This is a genomic window from Deltaproteobacteria bacterium (genome assembly GCA_029860075.1).
In the GTDB taxonomy this organism is placed as follows: domain Bacteria; phylum Desulfobacterota; class JADFVX01; order JADFVX01; family JADFVX01; genus JAOUBX01.
The window spans coordinates 1-15,896 of the sequence record JAOUBX010000052.1; the positions used below are offsets into that span (position 1 = coordinate 1).

The window sequence follows — 15,896 nt, forward strand, 5'->3', positions numbered from 1 at the left end:
CCTTCGGCGGGCACAAAAACTCGCTTCGCTCAGACAGTTTGTGCCCTTCATCCTCAGTCAACGGCTACACTCGGCTGCCTTTTAACGGGAAGGAAAAGCAAGCCCTTTAGGGCTCAAGCAAGGACACGTCCTCTGGGCGTGGACTCTTTACTTTTGATTCAGTCGATAAATCCTAAAAAAGCCTATCACAGAGAGTGAGAATTTTCATATAATTTTCACTTTCTGTTTCAATGTAAATTTGAATATGCTATAAACCTGGAAAGCAGTTGGATCCTGGTACTCATTCAAGGTCATAAATTTAGCATTAAAAAAAGGAGTTTCTAATGATCAGCAGAAGCAAAAATATTTTATGTATTTTATCGGTAGTGGCGGCAGTAACTTTAACAGGATGTTCCTACCATAAAAGGCATATCTACTCACTTGGAGAGGAAGGGCTCTATTCAAAGGAGTGGCGTCAAATTATTAAAGAATACCCCATTGGGAAAAAAGACAATATCAGGGTGACGCCGCTTTTTAAAAATGAAGATTCAAGCCACTATATTATCCAGATTAACGGCAGGGAGAGGCCTCATATTCATGAAGAGCATGATTTAACGGTTATCGTTAAAAAAGGGAAGGGAACACTGCATCTCGGTGAGGAAAAGCTTTCCATGAAGGCAGGTGACATTGCATTTATTCCACGAGGAACGGTGCACTATTTCGTTAATGAAAAGAAACACTGCCCGGCCGTTTCGTACGTTATTTTTTCACCGTCCTACCATGGCAAGGATAAAAAGATGGTAAATGAGGTTGAACAATAAAGATCGCTTCAATATCAATCAGTTAACGGCCTTTTTAATTAGATGAAGACTTGTAAATAAAAGTAGAAGAGCAAAGGCAAAGGGGAGGGCAGGGGCGGCAAAAAGTGTTTCTGATAGATCACTTTGTGACCTGGAAAAGTTATAGAATAAAACAGAAATACTGTTAATTGATATGTGGGCCATAATAGAAGGCCATAAAGAAGCCGTAATGAGATAGAGCCATCCCGAAAAAAGTCCCAAGAATATGGCGATGGGGAATTGATGGATATTGAAGTGATATACTGCAAAAAGCAGTGATGAAATTAAAAGAGCATTAGTTCTGCTGTAATTATGCAGAAAACTTCTCAGGAAAAAGCCCCTGAAGAGGATCTCTTCAACAAAGGGTGCGATAATGCATGCCGTAACGAAAGAAGCAAACCCGCCATTCATAAAAAGGCTAAACATGTCCAGTTCTTCCTGCTTCATGGGAAAAGCGATAAAAACAAAAATATCGACATAAAAAACGAGTATTCTTATGGCAATGGTTGCCATTACGACAGGAATCAGGAGTTTAGTAATGAAACTTAATTCCGGCCCGGGAGGCGGAATGGGAGAAAAAGTCTCTCTATAAGAGATGTTTTTGTATGACATGAGCAAAGAAATAATGAAGCCATAGGAAAAGATCATAATTAATCCGCTGTATTTTGGATCTCCCCTTAAAAAAGTCAGCCCCATTTCATAGATAAGAGCAGCCCCTATTATTTGAATCCCAAGGAGTATGGCAAGCACCAGAAGGGCATGCCAGAAATTGGGAAAGTCTCTGTTGTGTTCCATATTATTCTGCTACCACCAATGGCTGTTTCTGTTTATATACCAGTAAATTATTCCTGTCACTAAGAAGAAAAGTCCTGTAAAGAAGGAGACGAGCCTCATACCCTTTGCCGACATAATCATGATTATTCCGTCTTTTAGTTTTCTTTCTCCCCGGGCAAGCTGTTTTTTTCCTTCTTCCACTTTCCTTCTTCCCTCATTTAGCCGCTCCTTACCCCACTTAACCTTCTTTTTTCCTTCTTCCAGTCTTTTTTTCCCCCAGTCTATCTTTTTTTTCCCGCCGGTAAGCTGCTTTTTTCCTTCTTCAATCCTCTTTTCACCCTCTTTTAGCTGCCTTTCAGCTTCCTTGAATTTCTTTCCTTTGTAAAGCAGTTTATCTCCTATCCTTTTTAAGAGACTCTTTTTGGCCGCTTCATATTGTTTTTTTCCCTCTTTCAGTCTGAGCTTTCCTGCTTCAAGCTGTTTATAGCCCGCCTGTAAACGCTTCTCTCCTTCTTTTAGTCGCTTTTCACCCTCCTTTAAACGTTTTAGACCTTCCTTGAGCCGTTTTTCACCGTCCTTTAATCTTTTTTGACCCTTCTTGAGTTCCCGAAAGCCTTTTTTAAAGCGTTCCAGTCCATGGGAAATTTTCAATTCACCTTCTCTTATTTCGAGAGTAAGAAAGGTAAAGAGGGAAAAACAACTTAAAGAGATGACCAAAAAGATGAGGAATTTATTCTTTCTTCGCATAAGCTTGCTATTTTAGCTTCTTCCCGATATTTTAATGATATTGCTTTTATCAAATTATATACATCAATAAGATGACTAAAAAAGGAAAAAATTCAATGAAAAGATATTGTTCTTTAATTCTTGCCATTTTGATTTCATTTATTTGTATTTGCTCCGCTTCGGCAACGCAACCCATTATAGCCGATGATTCTATCTACAAACCTGTTTCGGCTAAAAATGGAATGGTTGTTACAGGTGATAATCTGGCGGCAAAGGAAGCTTTAAAGGTACTTAAAGAGGGAGGAAATGCCATCGACGCTGCCGTTGCTGCCGGTTTTGTCATGGCTGTCACTATGCCCAGGGCTGGTAATATAGGCGGTGGCGGTTTTATGCTCATTTATTCGGCGAAGGAGGGGAGGGTGGTAGCCATTGACTACCGGGAGAGGGCGCCTCTTAACGCAAGCCGGGACATGTTTATCGATAAAGATGGGAATGCAGATAATGAACTAAGCCGGTTCAGCCACCTTTCAGCCGGTGTGCCGGGAACTGTGGCCGGCTTTGCTCTGGCTCTTGAAAAGTATGGAACCCTATCCCTGAAAGAGGTACTTGGACCGGCAATAAAATATGCCAAAAAAGGATTTATTGTAAGTGAGGCTTTAGCAGAAGATATTAAAAGGGCTTCTGAAAGGCTTAAAAAATGGCCTGCAACGGCAAAGATATTTTTTAAAAAGGATGGCAGCTATTATGAGTCAGGAGACAGGTTTATACAAAAAGACCTGGCAAAGACGCTGACAATGATTGCCAAAAAGGGCGCTAAAGGATTTTATGAAGGCCCTCTGGCCGATCTCATTGTAGAAGAGATGGAAAGAGAAGGAGGTCTTATTACAAAGGCAGATCTTCTCTCCTATAAACCACGGATCAGGGCACCTGTCAGGGGAAATTACAGGGGATATGACATCTACTCCATGCCGCCACCAAGTTCCGGTGGGACACATTTAATACAAATAATGAATATCCTTGAAGGTTACAAACTGAGAAAGTGGGGCCATAATTCAGCCGGGACTATTCATCATATGGCAGAGGGCATGAAGTTTGCCTATGCCGACAGGTCTGAGTATCTGGGTGATCCTGATTTCTATGAAATGCCTATAAACGCCATATTATCAAAGGTTTACTCAAATAACCTGAGAAAGAAGATTAGTAATAAGAAGGCAAATCCCAGCAGAAATATTGCCCCTGGTGAGCTTGCTCCTTATGAAAGTGATGAAACGACGCATTACGTTGTTGCCGACAATGCAGGGAATGTGGTTTCAAATACCTACACTATTAATTTCAGTTTTGGTTCAGGTATTGTCGTTCCCGGCGCAGGATTTCTCCTCAATAATGAAATGGATGATTTCAGCGCTAAACCGGGTGTACCCAACGCCTACGGGCTCATCGGTGGAGAGGTCAACAAAATCGAAGCAAAGAAGCGCATGCTGAGTTCCATGTCCCCTACAATCGTCTTAAAAGGGGGCAAACCCTTTTTGGCCACAGGAAGCCCCGGTGGATCAAGGATTATAACAACCACACTTCAGGTCATTCTTAACGTTATCGATCATGGAATGAATATTCAGGAAGCCGTTAATGCTCCGAGAGTTCATCACCAGTGGCTGCCTGATGAATTGAGAGTTGAAAAGGGACTGAGCCCGGATACGGTAAAACTGCTTGAACAGAAGGGGCATAAGGTGCTCATAAAGCGGAGTATGGGCGCCGCCTCATCCATTATGATAGATAATGAGACCGGGCTATTTTACGGTGCCGCTGATCCGAGAAGGGAGGGGCTGGCTAAGGGGTATTAAATATCATTGCCGGCGAGCCTGGTATGCATTCGTTAATATTCTAACTAGTGTCCATCGAGAAACTATAATAAATGAAACTTTGTTTTCAATTCGGAAAGGAGGGATTTTTTGCAAGGTCAAGGAAATCAAGGGTTTCGCCGAGTTGTACTACTGTACATGGCACAAGCAAAACCGAAGATTGATGTAGAGATTGTGAAAAAGCACCCTTGACCGATGAAAACTAACTACTTAACAATAAACTGCAGCGTTAGTCCTCCAATTTCCAAAATATCTTTATCTTTTAGCATATGAGGTTCATTTGAGACGCTGCCATTTATTTTTGGCAGATTTTTTTTGTCTGCCGGTGTAAGCGTATATCCCTTGTCCGTTTTGTTAATAAGCGCTGCAACTTTAGGCGCAAAGAACCCCTTAATCCTGATCTGTGCGTCTGATGATTTACCTATTGTCGTCACACGGTCTGTAAGATTATAGCTCTTCTGGTTACCGGGACCATCGAGAAGCGTGAAGATCCCCTTAGGTTCCATCAGCTTTTCCTGCATCTTGCTGTCCAGGACCATCGTTTTATCAAGGGAGGGAATAACAGGTGTTAAGGGTTCATCACCCGATTTTACTGATTCACCATCCAATTCTATTATGGATAAGCTGTGTTTTCCTATGATAACCTCATCGTCGGTTTTAATGATTTCCTTTTCAATCTTTTTACCATTTAGAAAAGTGCCGTTCGTGCTGTTAGCGTCTTCAATATAAACATTTTCTCCTTCCATTCCTATCCTGGCGTGGATACCGGATACGGCAGGGTTGTCGATTTCGATATCATTGCCGGACTCCCTGCCTACCGTGATAATGGCTGATTTTATCAGTGTTTCACTAACAATATTTCCCTTGAATTTGAGCAACACCTTAATCATCTTTATTTTGCCTCCTTACACAACTTGCAATGCTGTTAAATAGATGTGAAATAGCATCTTTATAAATGTACACTGCAACAACGGTCATGTTGTCTCTGCTGCCGGCTGCAATTGCCGAATTAACAAGAGTCCGGCAAAGGTCTTCCGCATTTTTTGCATTTTTCCCATAAGCGGCTATTTCATCATTGGTAAGAGCAGAACTGATCCCGTCGGAACAGAGTATCACTATATCGCCGTCTGCCATATTAATTTCATTAATATCGGCTTCAACTTCAGGATTGGCCCCTATGGAGCGTGTAATTACATTCTTGATTGTTGAATGTTCAGCATCTTCTTCAGTGATAAGGCCCAGACGAATCTGCTCGGCTACCAGTGAATGATCATCTGTTAACTGCTGGATACAGCCTGCCCGAATCAGGTAGGCTCGACTGTCCCCCACATGAACGACACTTAGTCTTTCATTAAAAATGAGCGCCGATGTTAATGTCGTACCCATTCCACGATAGGAAGCGTTGTTTTGCGATATATCGAATATTGCGCTATTGGCAAGTTTTACACCCTCAGCGAGTGTTGTTGCACAGACTGAATGTTCATCACCGCTATTCAAATCACGGAAATCCCCCTCTTTTTCCGCAACAAAATCTCTTACTACTTCAACGGCCATTCTGCTTGCCACTTCACCGGCCAGAGAGCCGCCGATGCCGTCGGCAACAATAAACAGAGCGGGCGCTTTTTCTACACAAAAATAGTCTTCATTTTTTTCCCTGAAAGGGCCTTTGTCCGACAGGGCTGAAGCATAGATTTTCACATTAATCCTTTATTTTATTAATACATTGAAGGATATCGCTTGCAACCTGCTTCCCGTTTTTATATCGATTGGTAAGATTTTTTTCAAGGAGTTTATCTATAATAACCGAAAGGGGCTGAGGTATGTCAGACTTTATTTTTCTTGCCGGTGTATGAGTTGAGTTGGCTATGTTGTACATGAGCGCGGCAAAGCTGTCTCCCTTGAAAGGACGTTCCGCTGTTAAAAGTTCATAAAGAACAACGCCAAGCGAAAAAAGATCTGATCTGCCATCCACCTTTTTGCCTGAAATCTGCTCCGGCGACATATAGCTTGGCGTACCGAGGATGACGCCCGTTGTTGTCTTCGATGTATCCATGACACGGGCAATACCGAAATCGGTCACTTTTATCTCTCCCTTTTTGAGCACCATTATGTTGGAGGGCTTGATATCCCGATGGACAACGCCTTTATCGTGGGCATAGTTGAGGGCATCGGCCACATTTGCTACGGTTTTAAGCGCTTTTTTTATGGGAAGCCTTTTGGCTTTTTCACAAAATTCACTCAACTCCTTGCCGTCAAGCAGTTCCATGGCCATATAAGCGAGGCCCATATCTTCACCTACATCATAGATAGTAACAATATTGGGGTGGGAAAGGTTGCCCGCAGCTTCAGCCTCTCTGAAAAAACGAACTTTAATGTCCTTTAGCTGGCTTTCATCAATATCATCATAGCGGAGTGTCTTTATGGCTACTTCGCGGTTAATCTTTGGATCTTTACCAAGATAAACCGTACCCATTGCGCCATGACCCAGTTCGCTGATGATCTCGTACCTGCCCAGCGTTGGAATAGTGGGTGCTCCATCGATAAGGACCGTCTCTTCTCCACCTTTGCCCAGGACAACTCTTGTTTCAGCCGCTTTGAGCTGTTTAATGCGTTTTTTTACATCCTTAAAGCTGCCTCCCGTAATGAGGTGTTCATAAACGACGATTGCCTTATTGAGCATTCTCTTTCTTTCAAAATCGAGGGCCAGGTTATAGAGGTGCTCCTTGATAGCAGGGTCGCTTACAGGGCATTTCTTAAGCTTGTCAAAGGCCATATCGAGCATTCCCTGACTCTGAAAAGAGAGGGCGAGAAGCCTGTTAGACTCTATTCTGTCCGAATCCATCTTGTTCTGATTTATAATAAGCGCCCTTATAATTCCCATTGCAGGATAACCAAAGGCAAGAAGGAAGGAGGGGTAGAGCATGGAGAGCCAGTAGCCTTGTCCAATAAAAAGGTATAAAGCCAGCATATTCCACGTAAACAAGAAGGCCAGAAGGCTTAGGAATGAGGCCTTTCTGCTCAACCTGTGAGAAATAAAGGCCAGGAAAATACCGAAATAAACCATTATTCCTGCTTCTACGGGAAAGGCCCACTTGGGTCTTAAAAGATGGTTGCTGTTGATAATATTTTCAACAGCGTTAGCCGTGATTAATGATGAACTCGTCTCTCTATAAAGGGGAGAGGCAACACTTGCGAGACCGATAATTGCGATTTTTCCCTTAAACGTATCGGGGGCGAATTTTTTCTCAAGAATTTCATGAAAAGAATACCTTTTAAAGCTCTCTTTCTCATTATAACTTATGAGCATGGCTAAATCATCAGTTGTGGGTATTTCAATGGTGTCAAACTTGAGTCCATATCTCGTCCTGATATTATCCAGTTTTTTTATGGCTTTTATGCTTTTTCCCATATAGACGGCTGCCATCTGCAGGGAGAAAGAGGGGTAAAACAAGTTGTTATATTCTATCAGAAGCTGTTCTCTTCTTACCTTGCCATCGGTGTCTGCCATGCGGTTATTGTGGCCGATTGCCCTTGATTTTTTGGCAATTGCGGAAATAGGGCCTTTGACTTTATCGGTTTCCAGAAGGTGTCTATCCATTCCTCCTGAATATAACCTTGTAATTATATTGTCGGGTTTGGAGGATTTTTTATCTTGATCGTTCTTAAATGAAAAGTGCATTGGCAGGATCACATTTGAAGCGAGTCCCACGGAATGAGCCAACCTGTTATCATAATTAAGACGTTTTTTAACTCGCTTTAAGTCTGCGATCAGAGAATAGATCTTTTTTCTTGTTGCCTTATTCTCCTTTTTTAATTTTGCTCTCCATCCAGATATGACTGAATCAATTTCTCTGGAAGCATGAACAGAAGACCTGCCTGATAAGGGAAGTTCAATTCCTATTATAGAGACGCCGTAAGAGGCCAGTTTATCGACAACTTCTGCAATTTTGTCTCTTTGCCAGGGCCATGAACTGATATTTTCGAGACTGGCATTGTCTATATCAATAATAACAATAGGTGATGCCGATAATTTTTCCCGTAGGGCAAGCCTGAAATCATAGCTGACTTTTTCAAAATATTTAAAGGGCTGCCAGGCAAAAGCATAGGCTATAAAAGTAAAAAGCAGAAAGATGGTGGCAATGGTCCATTCCCTTGCCAGTAATTTGTGCATTGACTTCATGTGGCTTAGCATACCAGATAAATTTTGTTGCGACAATATATTAGAATTAAGATATAAAAAAAATTTGGTTATAGAGGAGTCTAGTGTTAGAATACATTAAATAAAGTTAATTAAATCAAAGGATGAGGTATATGGGTAAAGCTATTAATATTATTATTATTTTTTGTTTATTTGTTTTTTTGACAGGTTTCAAGCAGACAGGTGGTTCCACGTCCGGCCATGGCGGCATGGGTGAGATTGCAGCACATGACGGAATCGTTGTTGAGGTCATTGCCCTGGAAGGTTATACCTATGTGGAACTCGATTTAAAGAGTGAGAAAATGTGGATTGCAGCGCCGGCCTTTAAGGTGAAAAAGGGCGACCGGGTATTGGCCTCCAAAGGGATAGAAATGAGAAATTATTATAGCAGGTATCTGGATAGAACATTCCCTGTTGTCTGGTTTGTCGGAAAAGTAGAGGTCGTCGGTAAAGATGAAGTTGTCGCCCGGCCCGCAGATGCAGCCGAGAATAAAAAAGTGGCAAGTATTAAGTCTCCTCTTATCGGGACGATTAAAAAGGCTGAAGGCGGCTATTTTCTGGATGAACTGTTCGAGAAGAAAAAGGAACTGGCCGGCAAAAAAATCAAGATTCGGGCAAAAATTGTCAAGGCATCGGGGAGCATTTTGGGGAAGGAGTGGTATCACGTGCAGGACGGAACGGGTAGTGATGCCGTGCTTGATTTGATCATTACCAGTAAAGATAAGGTTGAGGCCGGCAGGATTGTTCTTATAACGGGAACTTTGGGCGTTGACAGAGATTTTGGCAGCGGATATCGATATGATATCATTGTGGAGGACGCCGAATTAATCGTTGAATAAGGTGTTCGGGCCGGTTTCAGACCGGCCCCTTTTGTTTTAGTTTAGCCTTTCTGTGTCACCTGTAGGACCATATCTTCTGTATGGCCCTTTTTCTGTCATATCTGGCTGCCTGGAAGAAAATCTGTGACTTTTCCGGCTCGATTCCTTCCTTTTTGCACCACTCTTCATACCTTTCAATTGCCGCAATACCCCAGAGTTCACTGGCGTTTGCCTCCAGGGCTTCGGCCAGCTTGAAAACCATCTCTCTGTTAGGCGCTTTCAGTTTTCCCTGTTCTGTTTGGGTAATATATTGGCCGGTGGTGCCTACTTTTTTTCCCAAGGCTAAAGCCGTCATTCCTCTGGCCGTTCTTATAATCCTGAGATATTCACCAAATTGCATGTAAGTGTCCCCCTTACTTGATTTGGTACAAGTCTATAAAAATAAAAATAAATTGTCCATAATTAATTGATATAGAAGGGTGGCAGGCGCTTAAAAAAGGTCTGCTCAGAGCTAACGATAGAAGGTGGTCTTGTGTTGGCAAGCGAAGGCTCTTATTGTGCCGTGCTTACTTAAGGTTATGTCCATGATTTGAGGTGGTTCATGATTGCTATTGTATCGATTTGTGCTTCCCGGAAAGTGCTGTCCTGTTGTTGTTGACGAGCGGGCAGGTAAGTGTATCCCCATAGCTGAATAGAAACAGGGAAAGGATAGGAGGTGTATATGTTGTTTTTTAATAAAAACCAGGATAAGAGGCAAAACCCGATAAATATAAAAGTTAACATAATATATCTTATCAGACACAATTCTTTGGGGTTAAATTTTTTTAGGCATAGGCGTTCCAGGTTTTCGACTCAAAGTCATCTCCCGGAACTTTGATGGTGATGTAACCCATTGAAGGCCACCTTTCAATTTCACCACCATCTCTGGAAACTGAAATACTGCATTCGATTTTATCACCGCCACTAACAGAAAGAATTTTGTTATCTATTGAAAATTCAAAAATGTCCCTGAAAGCAAATTCAACTTTTTCACCCGAATCGATTACCCGGGCTTTCGAAGCATTGTTGACAGGACTCGTCTCTATATGGAAGTTCCTGGGACCTCTTACTGAAATAGTAAAGACAAGTCCATGCATCTCATCACATTCCACATCATTTCCTAAATCAAGCCGTAAAAAAAGATCTCTTTCTTCATTGAATCCATAAAAAAGCCTCGCTAAAAGAAATGAGGCTTTATGCATGGTTCCCCCTGTTTTTTCAAGTTCAATATCCGCCGCCCCAAGCCATTCGAAATAATTGGTCACTTCTCCATCTATGACGGGATTGATAAAAGACGTTGCCTCTGCCGGTGGTACAATATGCTTATCCTTGCTTATGATAGAGATTGAGAGTTCTGACGGCGCCTCTTCATGGATCATGTGATAGACATTCATCAGGTTTTTGCGAAAAAGTATGTCAAAATCCGGGTCGTTTTCCGTGCTGTGCTCATCTCCATACCACCAGCACCAGTCACTTCCCTCGGCTATATAGATGTGCTCCCATGCCTTTTCAAGTCTCTTTTTGCTCACCTTGCCTTTATTCTCCACTTCAACAAGTTTATCCCTGGCCTTTTTCAGATAATCCCATGCAAGGTTATCTTCGTCATGCCCTATCCAGATCTTGAAGTTATGATTTATCCATGAGCCTGGAAAAATATTACCGAGTCTGGTTTTGGGTGGATGTTCAGAAAGGTATTCCGATACAGTGACCATCTGGATTAGTTTGTCCTCCTCTACCATACCATAAAGGTTTGTTAAAAAGTCCCAGCCGTCATTCTTGTAATGTTCCCAGCAGTTTTCACCATCAAGAATGACGGGCACAATATGAGAGCCATGGGCATTTTTTTGTCCCAGCTTTTTCCTGATTTCATGAAGTTTGTTCATAAAGTCCCTTGCGGCTGCGGCGGGGTCCCAGGAGGAATAGACAAAGCCGATGAGGTCTGACAACTGATGATCTCTGAAAAGGATGGAAATTTTTTTTCCACCGGCGTTATAAAAGTAAGGTTTATAGAGAAATTCAGGGTTTTCCGGAATACCGTCACTCCCTCTCATTACCCTGGCATGGCTTGACGCTTCAAGAATCTCCTCGTCTGTCGCAATCCAGCCTATACCGGCCTGTGCCATAAGAGCAAGTGCCTCTTCGCTGACAGAGCCTTCCGATGGCCACATTCCTGAAGGGGCGCTTCCAAAGAGTTCTTTATGGTAAGCAATTCCTTTAGAAAGCTGTTTTTTTGCATCTTCCGGGTGTTTAAAGCGTTCTTTAGGGAGGTTCATATGAGGCATGGCATGTGTGGCTACAGTCGTGTCGCAAAGAAGAGGCAAAATGGGGTGGTAAAAGGGCGTTGTCGTCAGTTCTACCCTCCCCTCGTCAAGTAATCGTTTATAATTTGGTATGACTTTCCCTACAATTTCTCTTTGTTTTTCAAGAAGTGTTAACTTCTCTTCTTCCGAGTAGGCTCTTTCTTTTTTTACAAGATGAGAAAGGAAGGGATCTTCTTTAAGAAAGAGCGGATCAAACCAGCAGAGGTTAAAAAGTACCTGAAGGTCTCTCAACTCCTCTTCAGAAAAATACCTGATCGTTTCCTTTATTTCTTCCTTACTGCGATGAAGACCCCGTTTGTGAAGGATTTCCCAGTATCTCGGGAATGGTTTGATCATATTATCCCAGTTTGCCAGGAAGAAGTTTGAAAGAAGAAAATGCTTGTCTTCATCAGTCAGGTCTGCCGCAGGTTTTAAAGAAAGGGATAAAAACTTGTCTTTGGCCTTGCCTTTTGCGTAATCATCGATTTGGGTAAGCAGTGAAGGAACGACGTTAAATGTCTGCCTGATTCCCGGAAAATTATCAAGAATGGCGGCCATATCGTAGTAGTCTTTGGTGGCATGAAGTCGCACCCAGGGTAAAAGATACTCTCCTGTAAGGAGGTCCTTGTAGTAGGGCTGGTGCATATGCCATATGACGGCAACTTTAAGCGGGTATTCCAAAAAAAACCTCTGCTTCTCCTATGGTCAGGAAGGTAGATTATTAAAATTATAGCCGCAGCGCATAGAGATAGCCAGCATTGGATATGGCAAAAATGTCTCCTTTATAAAAGATAGGAGAAGCTGAAAAACCGGAGGAAGCTTTAAATTTATCCCCTATGTTGCCGTTTTTTTTATCTGCCAGATATAAATATTTATGTGATGAACCGAAGATAATATAGTCACCTACGATAATGGGAGATGTGGCGACGCCCTCTTCGAGGTGAATCTGCCATTTGACAAGGCCTGAATTCTTATGAACAGCAATAAGGTTGCCGTCATTATCTGCAAAATACAGGGCCTCTTCATCGAATGCCGGCGTTGCAGAACCTCCGCTATTGTAATGCCATATGGTATCACCTGTGGTTGCGTTCAGAGCATAGAGGCCACCATCGTAGGAAGCGATGTAAAGCCTGTTACCGTCAATGGCCGGAGAGGTATCGACGTCCTGGAACCTGGCTCCTCTTTTTTTTCCCCTAAGACTTTTTTTCCAGACCAGTGATCCATCGTAGGCGCCGACGGCCACAATGAGTCCATTTCCAAATCCCGTATAGACTATCCCTTTTCTGAAAGCCGGTGATGACGAGCGCCTTATGGAAAAAAGGTCGTCCACCCTGCCTTCCCTGTATCGCCAAAGCTGTTTTCCCGTATGGGCATCAAGTGCATAAAGGATGTCGTTGGCGCTGTTAACATAAAGCATGCCATCGACAGCAATAGGTGGCGCCAGAATCTCTGAGGAGGCATTGAAGCTCCATTCAAGAGCGCCCGTTTCTTCATTGACAGCATAAAGGTGCCCGTCATTTGCCCCAAAATAGACCTTGCCCTCATAAAAAGCGGTGCCCCCTTCTGCCCCCTTTTCAACGCTAAAATCCCATAATATTTCTTTTTTTGCAAAATCATAAGCTCTCACGCCACTGCCGCGAAGGGAAGAAAAGAAAATCTTCTCATTTGCTGCGGCAGGTGAAGAATATTCCTGCGGAGCAGATGGATCACCACAGTCAGTCAGCGCCTCAATCCACCTTATTTTAAGTGAGGGGACAATGGTGCTTTTTATATACCCCTCATGAATGATATTCCCCTGGTGAAAGGGCCAGGGTTGATGAGATATTTCTCTCTTAATGGCCGGTGAAGTACAGCCATATAGGAAAAAGAGGATAATAAAGAGTGAGGACGCAACGGTCCCTGTTAATTTTGCCTTATTCATAGTGGGCATAATATATATGAAAAACGATTTTAAATCAATAAGGAGAGTCTCATAAGGGCAGGGACTGATTGAACATTTTCAGGCATTTTTGTAGTAGCTGCTCTCTTTGTAGCTTTCAATAGCGCTTAAGACAAAAATCTTCAATATGGCAACGCCGGGTACGGCAATCAAAATGCCCAGAAAACCGAAGAGTTCTCCCGCTGTAATGACGGCGATAATGACGGCAAGGGGATGAAGGCCCACCTTATCACCGACAATTTTCGGCGTAAGAAGTGTTCCTTCAACTATTTGCGCAAAGCCATAGAGAATGGCCACATAAATAACGGGTGTGAAATCATGGAATTGCAGATAGGCAAAAATGGCGGCCGTTCCAAAACTGATAATTGAGCCGAGGTAGGGAATAATAAAAGCCGCTCCTGACAGGAGCCCTATAACAAGGGCAAGATCGAGGCCGATAATTCCAAGTCCCGCTGAATAGATTATCCCCAGTATGAGACAGACAATCATTTGCCCTCTTATAAAAGCGCTTAAAATTTCATCGGTATCTTTAAACCGGGCTATTATGAAGTCCCTGTTGCGCGGAGGAATGAGGGTAATCACTTTTTCCTTCATATGATCAAACTCTTTAAGAATATAATAAAGGTAAAGGGGAATAATCATTGTCCCGATGATTGAAACAACGAGGCTGAAGGTGCTTTTAAGGGTTGACGACATGCCTGCAAGGATGCTTTTCCAGATATCGAGGGGGACGCTTTTTAACAGGTTTTCCCCTTCGGCTAGAATACTGTTCATATTGAAGCTCTCCGCAGGCAGAAGCTTTGAAGCCAAATTTTCAAAAAAAGGAATGGCCGTTGTTTTTATTGTTTCCGCATAGGCAGGCAGTTTCATAATAAGCGCTCTCATTTCAGCTTCAATGGCCGGAACAAGAAGGAGCAACAGCAGCGTTGCCAATGTGACTGTGACTGAAATAAGGATAATAATGGCGATGCTTCTGCTTATTTTATAGGTTTCGAGTTTGTCTATGAGGGGATCGAGCAAATAAGCAATGATGACGGCAATAATAATGGGAATGGTGATGGATTTCAGGGCATAGAGAAGATATAAAAAACTGATCAGAAGAAGCGCCGAGACTATTCTGAACTTTACAATATCCGTCAATTCAATACCCTTCCCTGTGAATTTTGAAGCCAATCATAACATAGGTAATCATTGAATAAAAGAGCAGAAAGCCCGTCATAATCATAATGGAAACAAGAAGGACCTTGTTTCCAATACCCACACCATTTAAAAGAAGGAGTAAAATGGTGAACATCTGGAATGCGGTAGATGACTTGCCGGCTGAAGTCGGTCTCATCTCGACCTTGTTCTTTAAAAAGCGGAGTACCGTATAACCGCTCACAATGACAAGGTCTTTTATGATGGCAATGGCAAATAGCCAGAGAGGGAGAAGGTTAATGAAATATGCCGCTGTAAAGGAGGTAAGGAGAAAGAGTTTATCCGCTGCAGGATCGAGAATTTTTCCAAGGTCCGTAATGAGATCAAATTTCCTGGCAATAAACCCGTCCAGCGCGTCAGTAATGCTTCCAATGAAAAAGACAATGAGAGCGCCGCTGAAGTTGCTCTTAACGAGGTAGTACAAAAATAAGGGGATAAGAGCAATTCTAAGTAATGTAAGAATATTGGGAAGATTCATGATTGCCTTGCTGAACCGGAAAATAGCGCATTTCAGTTTTCGCCGGCCGGCTCAAAGAGAGCGAACTCCTCTTCGATCTCCGCCGACAAAGCCGTATCTCTGACTTCACTTCCCCTGATGACGATGGCTGTTCCGCCTTCCATTTCAAATTCTTTTACATATTCAACGAATTCTTCTTCAAGTTCCTTCTTGTACTCTTCAAATTCCTCTATTTTATTTTTTTTAAAATCTTCAAAGGCTTCTTTATCTCTTTTCTTATAGCGTTTGAATTCCCCTTCTGGAGATTCCACATTAAGACGTCCCTCTTTGAGGTAAAGCTTGAGGAACTCATCACCGGAGTCGACAAGGAATTCCGTTCCTTTAACACCGATGACGATGGATTTGGTTTTTACCCTCAGCCCTCTCATCCTGTCCTGTTTTTTAATGCGAAAGAGCACCCGCCCCTCTTTCAAATTGAGATCCTTTACGGCATCAATCTCCATGATCGAATTGCCTTTTAATATGATTTTAGAATTATCTTCCATATCGATATAGGCAAGGGCCCTTCTTTTCGTTTTTATCATGTCTTTGACAAAAACTTCATAACCCTTCTTTTTTACCTTCTCTCCCCTGACAGCGCCCTCTTTATAAACCCTGACAGTCCCTTTATAGCGGGTAATGGTACCCGCTTTTTCCGCAGCATAAATAAGGTTCGATCCCATTATAACTACTGCCAGCGCCGTAAATATACTTTTCATTTCATCCCCCTGC

14 protein-coding genes are annotated in these 15,896 nt (G+C 42.5%); 3 read left to right on the plus strand and 11 right to left on the minus strand.

Annotated features, from left to right (window positions below):
• Nucleotides 1–323 precede the first annotated feature (323 nt).
• Nucleotides 324–800: a cupin domain-containing protein gene (locus tag OEV42_14475; GenBank protein ID MDH3975479.1), complete on the plus strand. Its 477-nt coding sequence runs from the start codon at nt 324–326 to the stop codon at nt 798–800.
• A gap of 18 nt (nt 801–818) precedes the next feature.
• Here the strand turns inward: OEV42_14475 and OEV42_14480 are convergent, their stop codons facing one another.
• The gene (locus OEV42_14480) at nt 819–1,613 is read right to left on the minus strand and encodes a CPBP family intramembrane metalloprotease (GenBank protein MDH3975480.1); all 795 of its coding nucleotides are present in this window, start codon (nt 1,611–1,613) and stop codon (nt 819–821) included.
• 9 nt (nt 1,614–1,622) lie between these two features.
• Nucleotides 1,623–2,339: a hypothetical protein gene (locus OEV42_14485; protein MDH3975481.1), complete on the minus strand. Its 717-nt coding sequence runs from the start codon at nt 2,337–2,339 to the stop codon at nt 1,623–1,625.
• 95 nt (nt 2,340–2,434) lie between these two features.
• Between OEV42_14485 and ggt the strand changes: the two genes are divergently transcribed.
• A complete protein-coding gene (ggt, locus tag OEV42_14490) occupies nt 2,435–4,159 on the plus strand; it encodes a gamma-glutamyltransferase (GenBank protein MDH3975482.1) in 1,725 nt (574 codons plus the stop codon).
• Nucleotides 4,160–4,383: 224 nt separating this feature from the next.
• Here ggt and OEV42_14495 read toward each other — a convergent pair whose 3' ends face one another.
• From OEV42_14495 to OEV42_14505, 3 genes are read right to left on the minus strand one after another with little or no spacing between them, the layout of a single operon-like run.
• Nucleotides 4,384–5,067, minus strand: coding sequence for an FHA domain-containing protein (locus OEV42_14495; GenBank protein ID MDH3975483.1), 684 nt, complete (start codon nt 5,065–5,067; stop codon nt 4,384–4,386).
• A complete protein-coding gene (locus OEV42_14500) occupies nt 5,060–5,875 on the minus strand; it encodes a Stp1/IreP family PP2C-type Ser/Thr phosphatase (protein MDH3975484.1) in 816 nt (271 codons plus the stop codon). Before OEV42_14500 ends, OEV42_14495 begins: the two co-directional genes overlap by 8 nt.
• A 1-nt stretch (nt 5,876) precedes the next feature.
• On the minus strand, nt 5,877–8,348 hold the full coding sequence (locus OEV42_14505) for a serine/threonine-protein kinase (protein ID MDH3975485.1): 2,472 nt from the start codon (nt 8,346–8,348) through the stop codon (nt 5,877–5,879).
• 140 nt (nt 8,349–8,488) lie between these two features.
• Between OEV42_14505 and OEV42_14510 the strand changes: the two genes are divergently transcribed.
• Nucleotides 8,489–9,214 (plus strand): hypothetical protein, encoded by a 726-nt coding sequence (locus tag OEV42_14510; GenBank protein ID MDH3975486.1) that lies wholly within the window; start codon nt 8,489–8,491, stop codon nt 9,212–9,214.
• 55 nt (nt 9,215–9,269) lie between these two features.
• Here OEV42_14510 and OEV42_14515 read toward each other — a convergent pair whose 3' ends face one another.
• The 6 genes from OEV42_14515 to OEV42_14540 form a co-directional block, all read right to left on the minus strand.
• Nucleotides 9,270–9,593: a helix-turn-helix domain-containing protein gene (locus tag OEV42_14515; protein MDH3975487.1), complete on the minus strand. Its 324-nt coding sequence runs from the start codon at nt 9,591–9,593 to the stop codon at nt 9,270–9,272.
• Nucleotides 9,594–10,017: 424 nt separating this feature from the next.
• A complete protein-coding gene (locus OEV42_14520; GenBank protein ID MDH3975488.1) occupies nt 10,018–12,213 on the minus strand; it encodes a glycoside hydrolase family 57 protein in 2,196 nt (731 codons plus the stop codon).
• Between the two features lie 46 nt (nt 12,214–12,259).
• The gene (locus OEV42_14525) at nt 12,260–13,453 is read right to left on the minus strand and encodes a PQQ-binding-like beta-propeller repeat protein (protein ID MDH3975489.1); all 1,194 of its coding nucleotides are present in this window, start codon (nt 13,451–13,453) and stop codon (nt 12,260–12,262) included.
• A 78-nt stretch (nt 13,454–13,531) separates the two neighbouring features.
• Nucleotides 13,532–14,611, minus strand: coding sequence for an AI-2E family transporter (locus OEV42_14530; GenBank protein MDH3975490.1), 1,080 nt, complete (start codon nt 14,609–14,611; stop codon nt 13,532–13,534).
• A gap of 1 nt (nt 14,612) precedes the next feature.
• Nucleotides 14,613–15,146 carry a CDP-alcohol phosphatidyltransferase family protein gene (locus OEV42_14535; GenBank protein MDH3975491.1) on the minus strand — a complete coding sequence of 178 codons (534 nt, stop codon included), beginning with the start codon at nt 15,144–15,146 and terminating at the stop codon, nt 14,613–14,615.
• 32 nt (nt 15,147–15,178) lie between these two features.
• Complete coding sequence (locus OEV42_14540; GenBank protein ID MDH3975492.1) at nt 15,179–15,883, minus strand: FecR family protein; 705 nt, start codon at nt 15,881–15,883, stop codon at nt 15,179–15,181.
• Nucleotides 15,884–15,896: the final 13 nt, after the last annotated feature.

Coding starts and splice junctions, on each gene's coding strand:
- OEV42_14475 (MDH3975479.1), top strand. CDS start 324: ATGATCAGCAGAAGCAAAAATATTTTATGTATTTTATCGGTAGTGGCG.
- OEV42_14480 (MDH3975480.1), bottom strand. CDS start 1,613: ATGGAACACAACAGAGACTTTCCCAATTTCTGGCATGCCCTTCTGGTG.
- OEV42_14485 (MDH3975481.1), bottom strand. CDS start 2,339: ATGCGAAGAAAGAATAAATTCCTCATCTTTTTGGTCATCTCTTTAAGT.
- ggt (MDH3975482.1), top strand. CDS start 2,435: ATGAAAAGATATTGTTCTTTAATTCTTGCCATTTTGATTTCATTTATT.
- OEV42_14495 (MDH3975483.1), bottom strand. CDS start 5,067: ATGATTAAGGTGTTGCTCAAATTCAAGGGAAATATTGTTAGTGAAACA.
- OEV42_14505 (MDH3975485.1), bottom strand. CDS start 8,348: ATGCACAAATTACTGGCAAGGGAATGGACCATTGCCACCATCTTTCTG.
- OEV42_14510 (MDH3975486.1), top strand. CDS start 8,489: ATGGGTAAAGCTATTAATATTATTATTATTTTTTGTTTATTTGTTTTT.
- OEV42_14515 (MDH3975487.1), bottom strand. CDS start 9,593: ATGCAATTTGGTGAATATCTCAGGATTATAAGAACGGCCAGAGGAATG.
- OEV42_14525 (MDH3975489.1), bottom strand. CDS start 13,453: ATGAATAAGGCAAAATTAACAGGGACCGTTGCGTCCTCACTCTTTATT.
- OEV42_14535 (MDH3975491.1), bottom strand. CDS start 15,146: ATGAATCTTCCCAATATTCTTACATTACTTAGAATTGCTCTTATCCCC.
- OEV42_14540 (MDH3975492.1), bottom strand. CDS start 15,883: ATGAAAAGTATATTTACGGCGCTGGCAGTAGTTATAATGGGATCGAAC.